This is a genomic window from Virgibacillus pantothenticus (genome assembly GCF_018075365.1).
Classification (GTDB): Bacteria; Bacillota; Bacilli; order Bacillales; family Amphibacillaceae; genus Virgibacillus; species Virgibacillus pantothenticus.
This window is the reverse complement of sequence record NZ_CP073011.1, coordinates 2,801,245-2,816,037: the sequence shown is the minus strand read 5'-3', so window position 1 is coordinate 2,816,037 and position 14,793 is coordinate 2,801,245. Positions and strand designations below refer to the sequence as shown.

Sequence of the window (14,793 nt, the reverse complement as noted above, 5' to 3'; positions counted from 1 at the left end):
TGGACGAACTGAACTTGTATGATAGTCTGTCACGGCTGAACCATTGCGAATTTAAACTTACACTGGATTCTTCACTTACTGTAGTTTTATAAGGTGCTGTAAGACTCCCACTTCAGGAGATGGGTAATCTGTACTGAAACAAGCCTAGAAGATAACAGCACCTAAATACCCTATTTCGTAAGCGTCTTTTAGGTCATACTCTTGGGCTACCAACAAGCCGTGAGATGAATGAAAACCCCCCACTGCTGGAAGATTCACTTTATAGGGAATAGGCAATAGAAGATGGCTTTTTTGTTTGCATTTGGTGTATCATATTATCGATGAAATGGCTCGTTAATTTTGGTAAAAACGCTCGCAAAGAACCATTCACTATTTTCCCGGCTAGGCCTTTTGCAGTAATCGTAAGTGAGCAAATTATAATTGTTTCGCTGTTACTCAGCTTGTTTGCACAAACAGTTCCTTTGCCTGTAAGCTGTTTATTGCTACTAGATAATGTGAAAGCAATCTTGTTCGGCTCCGTCCATTCTGTAATCGTGACAGTTAAATGAACGGTTTTTTGAATTGCTCCGACTTTTCCTCTACAAACCCAGATGGACTTTTTATGATCGATCATTTTATGTTGTTCATATCCGGGGACCAATGGTGCCCAGTTATTAAGATCACTGATAAATCTCCAAATGTCTTCTATGTTCATGGTGATATTTCTTTTACAAATGGTGTTTGGCAATGCGTTATTCCTCCTTCATTTTGTTTTACTGTTTTTACTTCTGCACCCAATGATATATATGCATCAAACAGAGAATTAGAAGCAATTTTTTAAAATGGGGGTTTGAACATGTGTAAAAAGATAGTTATTTTGTAAAAATAAGCGGTTAAACAGCGCTCTGTATACCTTTGTTATTAGGCAAACGGAAATAATTCTAATATAAATAAGGAAATAACTTGTTTGTAGACGCTAAAGCGATGTAGGATATAGGTGAAATATCTATAAATAAGACTTATAATGAAAACGTGTACTTCAAGTAAGGTGTTCAAAATCCGATTAAATTAAACGGATGAAGGTAAAAAAAGGCTAATAATCAAAAGCTATGCGATACATTCGTATGATAAAGAAAAAAGTATGATAACTTTTTAAATGGTTTAGCTTCCTTTTTGAACACATATTCCATACAAAAGGAGAGAATGAGGATGAGTATATTAGTGTTAGGTGGCGCTGGCTATATCGGCTCTCATGCGGTATATCAATTAATCGATAAAGGTAAAGAAGTGGTTGTTGTAGATAATTTAGAAACCGGTCATCAAGGAGCGATTCACCCAAAGGCCACATTTTATCAAGGGGATATCCGTAACCAGGATTTTTTACGAACGGTTTTCGCTAAAGAATCTATTGAGGCTGTTATTCATTTTGCTGCCAATTCCCTTGTCGGCGAATCGATGGAAAAACCTTTGAAATACTTTGATAATAATGTGTACGGTACACAAGTTTTATTACAAGTCATGACAGAATATGACGTGAAGCGGATTGTCTTTTCATCTACAGCTGCTACATATGGGGAACCAGAAGCAGTTCCAATAACTGAAACCATGCCTACCAATCCGACAAGCACTTATGGGGAAACGAAACTAACGATGGAAAAGCTGATGAAATGGACAGAAAAAGCGCATGGAATAAACTATGTATCGTTAAGATATTTTAATGTGGCGGGCGCCCGTGAAACTGGAGAAATTGGCGAAGATCATCAACCGGAAACGCATTTGATCCCAATTGTGTTGCAAACAGCTTTAGGACAGCGTGATTATATAACCATCTTTGGGGATGATTATGATACGGAAGATGGTACATGTATTCGTGATTATATTCACGTAGAAGATTTAATTGCTGCCCATTTGCTTGCTTTGGATTACTTGCAACGCGGCGGAGAAAGTAATGTATTCAATTTAGGGAGCAGTCAAGGATTTTCGGTAAAAGAAATCATTGATACTGCAAGAGAAGTAACAGGTAAAGTAATCCCTGCGCAAATCGGTGAAAGGCGAGCTGGTGATCCGAGTACATTGATTGCTAGCTCGGAAAAAGCTAAAAGCGTATTAGGCTGGAATCCCGAGCGCACGTTAATCACTAAAATTATTCAAGATGCCTGGAACTGGCATGTTGGTCATCCAAATGGATATGAAAATTAATATAAATCAATTTTGAAATTCGGTCGTGTACATGTCAGGTTGTTTTAGACAAGTACACGATTTTTTATAAGATAGGAAACTGCATAAAAATAACTGTAGAAGTCGCCTTTTCATACTAAAAGATAAAACCTTGTGGTGGCACCAACTGCGAGTCAAGCTGCTTTAACGAATCTAACTATAAGATGAAGAAAAAAATCGGGCTATTTAAAGATTCATTTCATGAAATAGCTATACTTTCTCTGCGAAAAATTCGCATTTGATATGTGAAAAAATTTGCTCTACTAGCAGTAAATATTAGCAACAATCCATATAATCCTTTTGGACTGGAAGGGATTATATGCTAGTTCTTTAATCTTAGTTTTTTCAGATAAAAACAATATTTATAAAAAATCAAACAACATTCCTATTGTGTAAGCGTTTTATTAAGAATAGGCTTAACTTAGTACTAGTACACAGCATAGACACTTGAAGGAGGTTGGTTATTTTGGGTAAAAGTTTGCAAAAGGAACTAGTTATTTTTCTTACTGTGTTGATGTTGGGATTTGCAGGGTTAACAGGTATTTATCCATCTAGCGTTATGGCTCAAAAATTGGATACAGGAACAGATGAAAAGGCTGAAGAAACTAACAAATCATCTGATGTTGATCGGGAAGCTGAAGCAGTTGAGATTACAGATACAAAGCTAGAAGAAGGGGATTTTGAAGTTTTGCAAGGAGATGGAACGCTTACGTATAACAGTGATGGATCTGTAACGTACGGTGTAACATCATACCAAAAAAACAAAATTGTCTATGATAATATGCCTACAATAAAGGACGGTATTTTTGAGGCAGATATTACAGCCGATACAGACTTAAAACGTTTTGGCTTTATCTATCGGGTTCAAGATGCTTCTGCTTATACGTATGTTGGGACTGGAGATGACAATGATCAGTATTTTGGTGAAGTGTTCGGTCCAGCTAACAAATGGACTTCTATGACAAGCAGCTTACCATTGAAAGCGAATAAAGCATATAAACTTCGTGTTAAATTTATCGATGATACAGCAAGTTTATATATCAATGGTGAAAAAATAGGTTCCTGGGTACAACCAGAAGGCGTAGATTCTCCAGGTTTACTAGGTTTTGAAAAAAGTCGTGGTGAGGCAAATATAACGATATCAAATGTAAAAATTCAAGAATATATGCCGCCAAAGCCACCGAGTGAAGAACCTGTATTAGAAACGTTACGCTCAGACTATATGAATGTATTTGTAGATGAGGTATATCCTCGAGTGGTCAAATATGACGTAGACGGAAAAATCATGCATGGGCAAGAAACACCTGTATATGGATTAAAGATAAATAGCATGCTTTACTATCCAGAAGTGCAGTTTGAAAAGGTAAGTAATAATGAAGCCATTTATTCACTTCATGTACAAGATGCATATGAGGATATTGACGTTAAGATGAAACTCTCATTAAAAGTAGACGATAATCAAGTTATTTATCAAGTACAGGAAGTGGATTCCAAAACAGATGTCAATGTTGAAACAATAGAATTTGCCGATTTAAATTTTATTTCTGTAAATGATACACAAAAAGACGCAGAGGCAAAGCTAACCAATTTAAGCAGTGATGTAACAAAGTCAGGAGATGTTACTGTAAAAGTAGACTCTGCAATGAAAGGTATTGGATCGAAGGCTCGATACTACACTGCATTTTTGTCCACTAATGAACTTAGTGCAGGCGTATGGTCGAGCTCAGAAGTGAATGGTTATCGAAATCTTATCGCACGTCACTATGAAAATGAGAACGGTAACAAGGTAGTGGGAATTGGTTCAAATACTTTATATTACCATCGCGACTTTATGAAGCAACCTTCTTCTAATACGCCAACAGTTAAAGTGGTCATCGCAGAAAATATCAATGGAGATAATGAAGTTAACTGGGAGGATGCAGCGATTGAATACCGAGATTTACTTCCCGAGGTAGAAGGTGCTGAAACGGTTAATAATACAGTAGGAACCAGAATTGCGATGAATTTCGGCTCTCACGCTCAACAGCCTTTTTTAAAAACATTGGATAATGTGAAAAAAGTTGCATTAGCAACGGATGGGCTAGGACAAGCAGTTTTATTAAAAGGCTATGCCAACGAAGGACATGATAGCGGCCATCCAGATTACGGCGATGTTGGAGAAAAGATGGGTGGTGTAAAAGATATCAACACACTTATCAAAGAAGGAAAGAATTACAATGCTGATTTTGGAGTGCATATTAATGCCCAAGAAGCTTATCCTGAAGCAAAATCGTTCAGTGAAGCACTCATTAATGGACCAGATGCAAAAGGGTGGGGCTGGTTAGATCAGTCATACACGATTGATAAATTAAAAGATCTATACACCGGTTCACGAGCGAAGCGCTTAGATGAACTTAAAGAAAATGTACCAAATTTAGATTTTATTTATTTGGATGTATGGTATCAGGATCAATGGGAATCAAATCGAGTAGCTGAGCAATTTGCCGATCGAGGCTGGAGAATGACGACAGAATTTGGAACATCTATTGCCAATTATTCAACCTGGCAGCATTGGGCTACTGATAAAAATTACGGTGGATCAACTGATAAAGGGATTAATTCAGAAGTGCTTCGGTTTATTAGCAACCATCAAAAGGATTCGTGGGTATTGAATTGGCCAGAAGCTGGTGGAACAGCAGATCATCCATTGCTTGGTGGCTTTGAACTAGCTGGCTTTGAAGGATGGCAATCCGATAAAAACTTTGACCAATTCATTAAAATGACATTTGATACAAACGTTCCGACTAAATTTTTACAAAAATACTATGTAACGAACTGGGAAACGACAAATGGCGATCCTACAAAAACGAACTTAGAAAAAGAAATTACTTTAAATGATCCTAGCAACGGCGATATAGTAAAAGTAACGAGAAAGGACAACTCCAGAGAACGAATTATTACGCTTAACGGTCAAGTTGTTTTGGATGGTCACACATATCTATTGCCTTGGATAGAGCAAGATTTCGAAACTCTGACACCAGATTCAAAGAAATTGTATCATTGGAATTTGGAAGGAGGTAAAACGACGTGGAAGCTGCCAGATGAATATAAGCATGCTTCTAAGATATATGCTTATAAATTAACCGATCAAGGCAGAGCGAAAAAGCAAAAGATCCAAGTTAAAAATAATACGATCACATTAAACGCTGAGCCAGCAACGCCGTATGTTCTTGAGGCAAAGCAAACAAAAGGTGTTCAAGTTAAAGAGTGGAGTGAAGCTGCACATGTTAGTGATACAACCTTTAATTCAGGATCATTAAAAAGTAAACATACGCAGATTTATGGCGATAAAAAGGCTGTTGATGTGAAGCGTACACAGCAAATGGGTAGTGGACGTAATCTTAGTAGTGGTGATTATTATTTACAATTTACCGATCCAAAAAAAGATTCCCAAGTAACGAAAAAAATCATTGATTTGCAACCTGGTAAAGATTACGTTGCAGAAGTTTATGTAGAAAATAATAGTGATGTAAAAGCGGGTATTCAAATTGAAGGCAGTAAGCAAGCAGCGTCTAATTATACGTATCGGAGCTTGCAGAAGAACTATGTGAAAGCTGATTCTCATGCGACTAATGATGGATACAATAGTAAAATGCAGCGCATGCAAGTAGCATTTACAGCGAAAAAATCATCTGCGAAATTGATCTTAAGCCAAGAAGCTGGAGAAGGAATTACGAAATTTGATGATATTCGCATTGTCCAAAAAAGCTTGGATAACCGCCCATCTGCAACCATATTTGAGCAAGATTTCGAATCAGTTGTCCAAGGGATTTACCCATTTGTCGTAGGTAATACAGAAGGGGTAGAAGATAATCGTGTGCATCTATCCCAACTCCATGCTCCATATACGCAAAAGGGCTGGGCAGGCAAAAAGGTTGTCGATGATGTGCTAGCTGGAAATGGGTCGCTGAAAGTGAATACTGGTAATAATGGTCTCGTCTATCGTACCATACCACAAAACTTTCATTTTGAAGCTGGAAAAACGTATAAAGTGACGTTTGATTATCAAACAACAGCACATTCTTATCGATTTATCTCTGGTAATGAGGCGATTGATGTTCGTGACATCAGTCAAGTCGAGGGGCTTCAAGTAAATGAAAAATTATCGTCAGCAACCGATACAAAAACAGTAACCTTTACCGTGAAAGGGTCAGATAATCACCAAACGTATATCGGGATTTTTAATGACGGTACATCATTAAATGGTGATACTGAAGAAGGTACATTTATGCTGGATAATTTACGAATTGAAACTGTAGGGGAATAGAGATAAATGAAGTAGTTATTCATGACAAAAGAATAACTGTATGATCTGGCGAAAAATATCTATTTAAACAATAAAAATAATGAACCGCATGAAATCAAAGTTTCTTCAGTGGTTTCCCCCCGAAAGATAGACATTTTCACGCTAACTTTCGGGGTAACCACCTTTTATGCGGTTTTTCTATTTTATCCCTATATATGGTGCTAAGCTCCCACTTAAAGAGTGGGATAATCTATACTGGAATAAGTCGAAGAGGGAGATAATAGCAACTAAATGCTCGAGATTCTTTTAGGAACCTTAGCTACACCCTGATGGGTACTAACAATTCGTGAGGAACGCCCCATAGATTGGAAATTCACTTTATGCTTATGTCTTTTTTACAAATACATTATAAAATAATATGCATAATAGTCAATGTACTCTGTGAAAATGAATGACAATAATATAGTTGTGGTAAATTTACCCAATATATTTAAATGACTACTTAGTATAGAGGACGTTTAAATGTGCTTATGTTTAACAAGTTATAAACGTCCTCTGGTACTTACTTAACAATGAGAAAGATTGAATGTGAAAATGTAGAGTTCTAATTGATTAATTGAAGGATTAGAAAAATCATAAGATATCGCTTTTTAAAAAAAGTTACTCCATTACATAAGATGTTAAGACCTCAAGCTCCTAAAGAATAAGATTTGGAATAGGTTAGGTAATTTCGGTAGGAATAGTAACGTGCTGCCGGTATCACTCAAAAGAGTAAGGTTCAATAGCTTTAGCTGTTTCTTTGAAAAGTCCGCTTAAACTATTGAACCACCATTATAAAGCAGCATGTACGTTGGTGTTTGAGACCAGCAAGAGTGCCCCCTTTTAATCTATTCTTTTTTGTTTTTTGTTAATTGGGAAGTATCCATCATCCAATTATGAATTCGCTCTCATTTCTTTCCGATATTTCGATGGGGTCTGCGACGTTAACCGTTTGAACGCTTGCGTAAAAAAAGACTGCGATGAAAAGCCAGTGAAGGCAGCAATATGAGCAATAGAATAATCTGTCGTTTCTAACATAAGCTTTGCTTCTTTAATTCGCACACGGTTTAAATATTCTATTGGGGATATTCCCATATCCTTTTTAAATGTGTGTGCTAAATAATATTTATTTATATGCCCGACCTCAGCCAGCTTATCCAATGTTATGCTATCGCGATAATTCTGGTTAATATAATACATAATAAATGCGGAAGCTTTATTAATGTTCGGCGACGCTGTTTGATTAATAGTAAGCTTTTTGTCTCTTTGAAGTTTAATAATCATGATTTCTATAATGTTTTGGCAAATAATTTCATAGTTTTCTTTAGATAACTGTATCTCTTCTAATAGCCTGTTTAAATAAAACAGGATATTGTTTCGATCCACTTGAAAACGATACAATCCTAGATGGTTTCTCTTATCCGCACTGCTAAAGAATAGGCCTTCTATTCCTAAAGCAATATATTCAAGTGAATCATGCAAGTTGGATTTCTCCGTATGCTCGACGTTTGGATTGATAATGACTAAATCATTTTCTTTAATCGGAATCTCTTGATCAACAAGTACAAATGAGCCTTTCCCTTTCACAATATAGAACAGCTCGGAAAAATGATGCGTATGCTGTGTACTATGCCAGCCTTTATCGTATTTGGAATGCGTAATATATAGAAGTTTAAATGGTGGCTTTTCATGCTTGGAATCTTTGATTTGATAGACTTCATATGACACTCTTTTCTACCTCCTTTCTAGAGAAGTATTTTACGTGAAATAGTAAACAAGTGTTTCCATTACTATTGAACACCATTTTTAAAAATTTTGTAAGGGGTTTATTTTGGAAAATCTTCATTGTCATAAAAGAAATGTTTCAGTATGTGTAATCGATTTTCCGCCTCGTGTTAAAGCAAGCGTTAGTAATAAGGCGATTCATCCTTGTTGTTTACATATATTCATCTGCTACCGTGATTTTATAGGAGTCACTTATAAAAAGCAACAAACCTAAAAAAGTAGACAACATGTTTATTGTGAAAGCGTTTTAATATCTGTACGATAAAGATAAGCAAGAAAACTAACTTAAAACAGGGGGCTTCAATTATGAAAAGAATGAAGTTTTTATTAACTGTTTCCATTATTTTCGTTATTTTTACTTTGACGGCGTGTTCAAATAAGGATCAAGCAGGAGATAAGTCAGAGGCTAAAGAAGACAGCGGCGAAAAAACAACCTTACATGTAGCAGCGTTAGAATCTGCTTATGGTAAAGAAATGTGGGAAAACATTGTCCAATCCTATGAAAAAGTAAATCCAGATGTAACAGTTGAATTACAAATCGAAAAGAATCTGGAAGAAGTGGTACGACCAAATATGCAGGCTGGGGACTATCCAGATGTGTTATTGTTAGCTACAAACAGAGAAGAAGCTCTAACAGAAACTTTAATTAAAGAAGATGGAGTAGAAAACATCACCGACGTATTAGATATGCAAGTACCTGGAGAAGAGACTACTGTAAATGAAAAATTATTAGAAGGCTTTACAGACACACTTGCTACAAATCCTTATGCAGATGGAGAAACTTATTTAGCTCCTATGTTCTACAGCCCTACAGGTTTATTCTACAATGCAGGTCTATTTGAAGAAAAAGGCTGGGAAGTTCCAAAAACATGGGATGAAATGTGGGAATTAGGAGATAAGGCTAAAGAAGAAGGTATTGCCTTATTCACGTATCCAACAAGTAACTATTTTGATACATTAATCGGTTCGATGTTGTATGCTGCTGGTGGAACTGATTTTTATAGTTCGGCTATGACATATGAAGATGGCATTTGGGAATCTAAAGAAGCGACACAAGTATTAGAAACGGTTGAAAAATTGGCAGAATATGTGCATCCAAATACAGTAGCAAATGCAAATCCAAATGATTTCACCAAAAATCAGCAGCTTGTGTTAGACAATAAAGCTTTGTTTATGCCAAATGGTAACTGGGTTGTCGATGAGATGAAAGAAGCTCCAAGAGCAGAAAACTTTGCATGGGGAATGGCTTCGATTCCGGCATTTGAAGATGGTGGCAACCGCTATGCATTTACTTTCTTTGAACAAATTTGGATTCCAAAAGAAGCAGAAAATAAAGGAGCAGCAAAAGAGTTTATCGCGTATATGTATTCCGATGAAGCAGCGGATACGTTCTTAGAAGCTGGAGCTGTACAGCCAATTAAAGACATCACGGAAAAATTAAGCGGTCAAAAACAAACTTTCTACAGCATTTATGATGCTGAAGGCGTACTTCCAGCAATGGGAACTTTTGCATCAACGAAACCAGTTCCTGGTGCAAATATGGGTGACACATTATACGGAAGTATTGACAGTGTTATAAGTGGTGATATGACGTATAAAGATTGGCAGAAGAAAATGGAAGAAGTAAGTGACAAGTTAAGACCAGCTATGAATTAACAGCATTCCATTGTATGTGAATTTATGAAAACGGTGAGCAGATATAAAGCATACTCGCTCACTTCGTAACAAAGAAAACGAGCAGTTATTTAGAGTAATCATGGGCAGCCCTTCTTCCTCAGCATCAATGTGTTAAGAATGACAGCATTATAGGGAGGGGTTGCCCGTATTGGTTCATTTCAATGTACACAACGTTATAAACAAAGCTAATACTATTTTGGAGATAGCGTATTACTGAAATAGAGCTACCTCTTTAGAAATAGTTAAAAATGCTGATAAGAACTGTTTTCTATAGTGGAAAATAACACACTAAAAAATCTGCGTTCTGCTTGTGATAGTTGTAATGTTAATGTCGAAATATGATTAACCATACTTTCATAGTTTTGTATTGGAGAGAGGTGAGAAAATGAGCAAATCGAAATCACGTCAGGTATTTATTGGTGTCTGCGTTGCGCCGGCGCTAATTTTATTAATCGTCTTCATGTTTATGCCAACATTTGAAGTTTTTCGTATGTCGCTTTATAGTTGGGGCGGATTTTCCAACACGCAGCAATTTGTTGGCTTCGATAATTTTAAATTGCTTTGGAATGATATGACGTTTATTCGTTCCTTTCAAAACTCTATTTTTCTTATCGTCGTCGTAGCTATTGTGACCTTTGCGTTTGCCGTTTTTTTTGCAGCCATTTTAACCAAAGAAAACGTAAAGGGCGGAAATTTTTTCAGGATCATTTTTTACATCCCTAATATTTTATCAATTGTTGTTATTGCAGGGATTTTTTCAGCAGTCTATGATCCGTCCGGCGGTCTATTAAATAGTGTTTTAGATATATTTAGCCTGGAAAATCTCCAGCAAATGTGGTTAGGGGATCAAAAAATTGTAATTTATAGCTTGGCTGCAGCTTTAGTTTGGCAAGCGATCGGATATTATATGGTGATGTATATGTCAAGTATGGCGGCTATCCCGCCAAGTTTTTACGAAGCAGCTTCGTTAGAAGGAGCGAGTAAAATCAAACAGTTTACCAGTATTACCTTACCTTTAGTTTGGAACAACATTCGAACAACGCTAACCTTCTTTATTATTAGTACGATTAATTTAAGCTTTTTGCTAGTGAAAGCCATGACCGGCGGAGGACCTGATGGTTCAACAGAAGTATTTCTTTCGTACATGTATGATCAGGCATATGGCAACTCTACGTTTGGTTACGGAATGGCTATAGGGGTTATTGTATTTCTGTTCTCCTTCTTGTTAGCATCGATTGTCAGCAGGATAACGAAACGAGATGTATTAGAGTATTAAGGAGGTTCGAATGGACAATGAAAAACTCAAAAAAAATTAGTCTGGATGGGCTAATGAGGGTATTTATCTATGTTGCATTAATAACATTGGCAGTCTCGATTATTGTTCCAGTCGCATGGGTGTTTTTAGCATCGATTAAGCAAAATAAAGAGTTTTATGGCAGTCCTTGGTCACTTCCAGAAGGAATTCATCTTGCCAACTTTGTCGAAGCTTTTCAAGAAGCGCAAATGGGTGAGTACTTATTAAATTCGGTACTCGTTACAGCAATGGCTTTACTCATTTTATTACTAGTAGCTTTACCAGCATCCTATGCGTTATCCAGATTCGAGTTTAGAGGAAATCGTTTGATTAATTCTATCGTCAAAGCAGGATTGTTCATTAATGTTAGTTATATTGCGGTGCCGATTTTCTTAATGCTGTTAGACTGGGATACGGGTTTAAAAGCTATGTTAGGAAATGATCTGTTACTAAATAACAGGTTTATGTTGGCATTGATTTATGCTTCAACCGCTTTACCGTTTACGATTTATTTATTATCCAGCTATTTCAAAACGCTTCCAGCTGATTTTGAAGAAGCAGCAAGCATCGATGGTGCAGGCTATTATCGGACGATGTTTTCCGTTATGTTTCCGATGGCAGCACCTAGTATCGTGATCGTCATCTTATTTAATTTTTTATTGTTTTGGAATGAATATATATTAGCATTGACGTTAATGCCAGCAAGCAATCAAACATTGCCAGTAGGCTTGTTGAATTTGATGGCTGCTGAGCGTTCAGCAGTTAACTATGGACCAATGTATGCAGGTATGGTAATCGTCATGCTTCCTACATTAATTTTATATATTATGGTGCAGAAACGTTTAACACAAGGAATGACAGTTGGCGGAGTGAAAGGATAGGTGTCAAAAGTGAAAAAATCAACAGGAAGAGTAACATTACCAAGTCAGCAAAATTTTTTACAAGAAACGAAGGAATTGATGGAGCGTTGGGGGGCAGATGCAATCCGGGATAGTGATGGGACGAAGCTGGATGATGAGATAAAACAATTGGATGCAAAGATTTATACCACGTATTTTGTAGCACGGAACCATAATGATTTTGCCAAGCAGCACCTAGAGGAAATGCAACAGTTATATTTAATGTCGCAATTTTACACGGCAACGGAAACCACTTTGGAAATTCCATTTCTGAAAGGCTATTTTGAGGAGCAAATCGAGCCTGATTATATGCATGATCCAAAGGTGTGGTGGGAAGTAATAGACCGGTCAACTGGGGAGGTCGTTTCTCCTGATCATTGGCAAGTAAATGAAGAAAAAAATAGCGTAATCATTAAACAAGTTCTTCCGTGGCACGAATATACCGTTTCTTTCCTAGCTTATATGAAGTGGGATCCGACTCAGATGTATAATCACATCACGAATGATTGGGGAGATACGCCACATGATATCCCGTTTGACGTTCGTCAACCTCACTCTAACAAGTATGTGAAAGAATATTTGCAGCAATGGTTAAAGGAAAACCCGGACACAGATGTTGTTCGTTTCACTACGTTTTTCTATCATTTTACGCTTATTTTCAATGATTTAGGAAAAGAAAAATTCGTTGATTGGTTCGGCTATGGTGCAAGTGTTTCCGTTGCAGCCTTAGAAGCCTTCGCAAAGGAAAAGGGCTATCGTCTAAGGCCGGAAGATATTGTGGACAAAGGCTATTACAATACGACCTTCCGTGTTCCTTCCCAAGCTTACTTGGATTACATTGATTTTATCCAGCAGTTTGTTGCTAAGGAAGTAAAGGAATTAGTCGATATCGTCCATGATCATAATAAAGAAGCAATGATGTTTTTAGGAGATAATTGGATTGGAACAGAGCCTTATGGCAACTATTTTTCAAGTATAGGAATGGACGCAGTCGTTGGAAGTGTCGGAGATGGCACAACGCTGCGGATTATTGCCGAAATTCCTGGTGTGAAATATACAGAAGGAAGATTTCTACCCTATTTCTTCCCAGACACATTCTATGAGGGGAATGACCCAGTCATTGAGGCAAATGAAAATTGGTTAACAGCCCGCAGAGCACTCATGCGCAAGCCTTTAGATCGAATCGGCTATGGTGGCTATCTAAGCTTGGCTTATCAATTCCCTAAATTCGTTGATTATGTAGAAAAGGTTACTAATGAATTTCGTGAGATTTATAACAATATTCATGGTACCAAGCCATATATTGGATTAAAAGTAGCTGTCTTAAATGCGTGGGGTAAATTACGAACATGGCAAACACATATTGTCGCTCATGGGAAATGGTATAAAAAAGCTTATTCTTATCAGGGCGTATTAGAAGCGCTTAGTGGATCAGCTGTGGATGTCTCGTTTATTAGCTTTGATGATGTTATAGGTAACGGGGTCCCAGATGATGTGGATATTATTATTAATGCGGGTGATGCAGGTACTGCATTTTCAGGTGGAGAAAGATGGAAGGATGTTAGATTAACCTCTATCCTTCGAGAATGGGTGTACCAAGGTGGAGGATTCGTTGGAATAGGTGAACCAACTGCATATCATCAGGAAGGGCGCTATTTCCAACTGGCTAATGTTTTAGGAGTTGATAAAGAATTGGGCTTTAGCTTATCGACGAATAAATATTTTACCGAAGTAACGGAGAACCATTTTATTGCTGAAGATGTAGTAGCATTTGATTTTGGCGAAAGTATGGAACATATCTATGCTCTGAACGAAGCAACAGAAATTATCGAGTACTCGAATGGTGGGGTTCATCTAGCTAGTTCAACCTTTGGGAAGGGTAGAGGCGTTTATATTGCAGGTTTACCGTATAGTCACGAGAATACAAGACTGTTGTTGCGAGCTTTGTATTATGCTGCTCATAAAGAGGGAGAAATGAAAAAATGGTTCGCTTCTAATGTGCATTGTGAAGTACATGCTTATCCAGAAATTAAAAAATATGCCATCATTAATAACTCTACAGAGACGCAAATTACTGATGTTTATGATGGGTCTGGAAACAAACGTCAAGTTACGTTAGAGGCAAGTGAAATAGTATGGGAGGACTATTCATGAAGGATAAAATCTTATTAAGTGCAAAGGTTGTTTTCTTTCTTTTTTGCCTATTTCTCATATTTTACGGACAGCAAACGGTTGGCAAGTGGGAGTTGTTTTTGCAGCTTGTTGGACTAACTGGTCTCTTGTTTTTACTTTGGGACTATAACCGGAAATTTGTGTAAATCTAAAAAAAGAGAGCAGATAAAGAGAGTTGCACGCTAGTGCCTACATGAGAAAGTTATGCAGCAACCGTTCCTCGCTGTTGAATTGGTAAAAAACTTTAAACCGCTACTTCGCCAAGTTCAAAATGGTAGGAGATGGCATTAATTACAAGCAAAGTTTGGTACGACATGAAGGGTGCAACAATGTTTCATTCATCTCCAGAATGACATGACTTTGCCTGCTTTTGAGCGTAGAAGGATTTTTTTGACATTATATTTTAGTAGACTGAGGCATAGAAAAAAGTGAAGTCACTCGTTGGT

At 37.1% G+C, this 14,793-nt stretch carries 9 protein-coding genes; 7 read left to right on the top strand and 2 right to left on the bottom strand.

The genetic code is table 11. The annotated features are described in order from the left end of the window. Positions 1-259: 259 nt before the first annotated feature. A complete protein-coding gene (locus KBP50_RS13220; RefSeq protein WP_050352133.1) occupies positions 260-727 on the bottom strand; it encodes an SRPBCC family protein in 468 nt (155 codons plus the stop codon). A gap of 461 nt (positions 728-1,188) precedes the next feature. Between KBP50_RS13220 and galE the strand changes: the two genes are divergently transcribed. Beyond that, the gene (gene galE / locus KBP50_RS13215; protein ID WP_050352134.1) at positions 1,189-2,178 is read left to right on the top strand and encodes a UDP-glucose 4-epimerase GalE; all 990 of its coding nucleotides are present in this window, start codon (positions 1,189-1,191) and stop codon (positions 2,176-2,178) included. A gap of 484 nt (positions 2,179-2,662) precedes the next feature. After that, positions 2,663-6,502, top strand: a complete 3,840-nt coding sequence (locus KBP50_RS13210; RefSeq protein ID WP_050352135.1) for an endo-alpha-N-acetylgalactosaminidase family protein — start codon at positions 2,663-2,665, stop codon at positions 6,500-6,502. A gap of 912 nt (positions 6,503-7,414) precedes the next feature. On the opposite strand, the gene KBP50_RS13205 is transcribed toward KBP50_RS13210, so the two are convergent. Beyond that, entirely contained in the window at positions 7,415-8,248 is an 834-nt protein-coding gene (locus KBP50_RS13205; protein WP_050352136.1) for an AraC family transcriptional regulator, read from the bottom strand. A 363-nt stretch (positions 8,249-8,611) separates the two neighbouring features. Here KBP50_RS13205 and KBP50_RS13200 point away from each other — a divergent pair, with 363 nt between their 5' ends. From KBP50_RS13200 to KBP50_RS13180, 5 genes are all read left to right on the top strand, one after another. Continuing rightward, the gene (locus KBP50_RS13200; protein ID WP_050352137.1) at positions 8,612-9,961 is read left to right on the top strand and encodes a carbohydrate ABC transporter substrate-binding protein; all 1,350 of its coding nucleotides are present in this window, start codon (positions 8,612-8,614) and stop codon (positions 9,959-9,961) included. Positions 9,962-10,367: 406 nt separating this feature from the next. Further along, a complete protein-coding gene (locus KBP50_RS13195; RefSeq protein WP_050352138.1) occupies positions 10,368-11,258 on the top strand; it encodes a carbohydrate ABC transporter permease in 891 nt (296 codons plus the stop codon). A 17-nt stretch (positions 11,259-11,275) separates the two neighbouring features. After that, positions 11,276-12,157, top strand: coding sequence for a carbohydrate ABC transporter permease (locus KBP50_RS13190; protein ID WP_050352139.1), 882 nt, complete (start codon positions 11,276-11,278; stop codon positions 12,155-12,157). A gap of 9 nt (positions 12,158-12,166) precedes the next feature. After that, positions 12,167-14,329, top strand: coding sequence for a 1,3-beta-galactosyl-N-acetylhexosamine phosphorylase (gnpA, locus tag KBP50_RS13185; RefSeq protein WP_050353490.1), 2,163 nt, complete (start codon positions 12,167-12,169; stop codon positions 14,327-14,329). After that, on the top strand, positions 14,326-14,493 hold the full coding sequence (locus KBP50_RS13180; protein WP_169770799.1) for a DUF6903 family protein: 168 nt from the start codon (positions 14,326-14,328) through the stop codon (positions 14,491-14,493). The genes gnpA and KBP50_RS13180 overlap by 4 nt, the downstream gene beginning before the upstream one ends. The last annotated feature ends 300 nt before the right edge of the window (positions 14,494-14,793 follow it).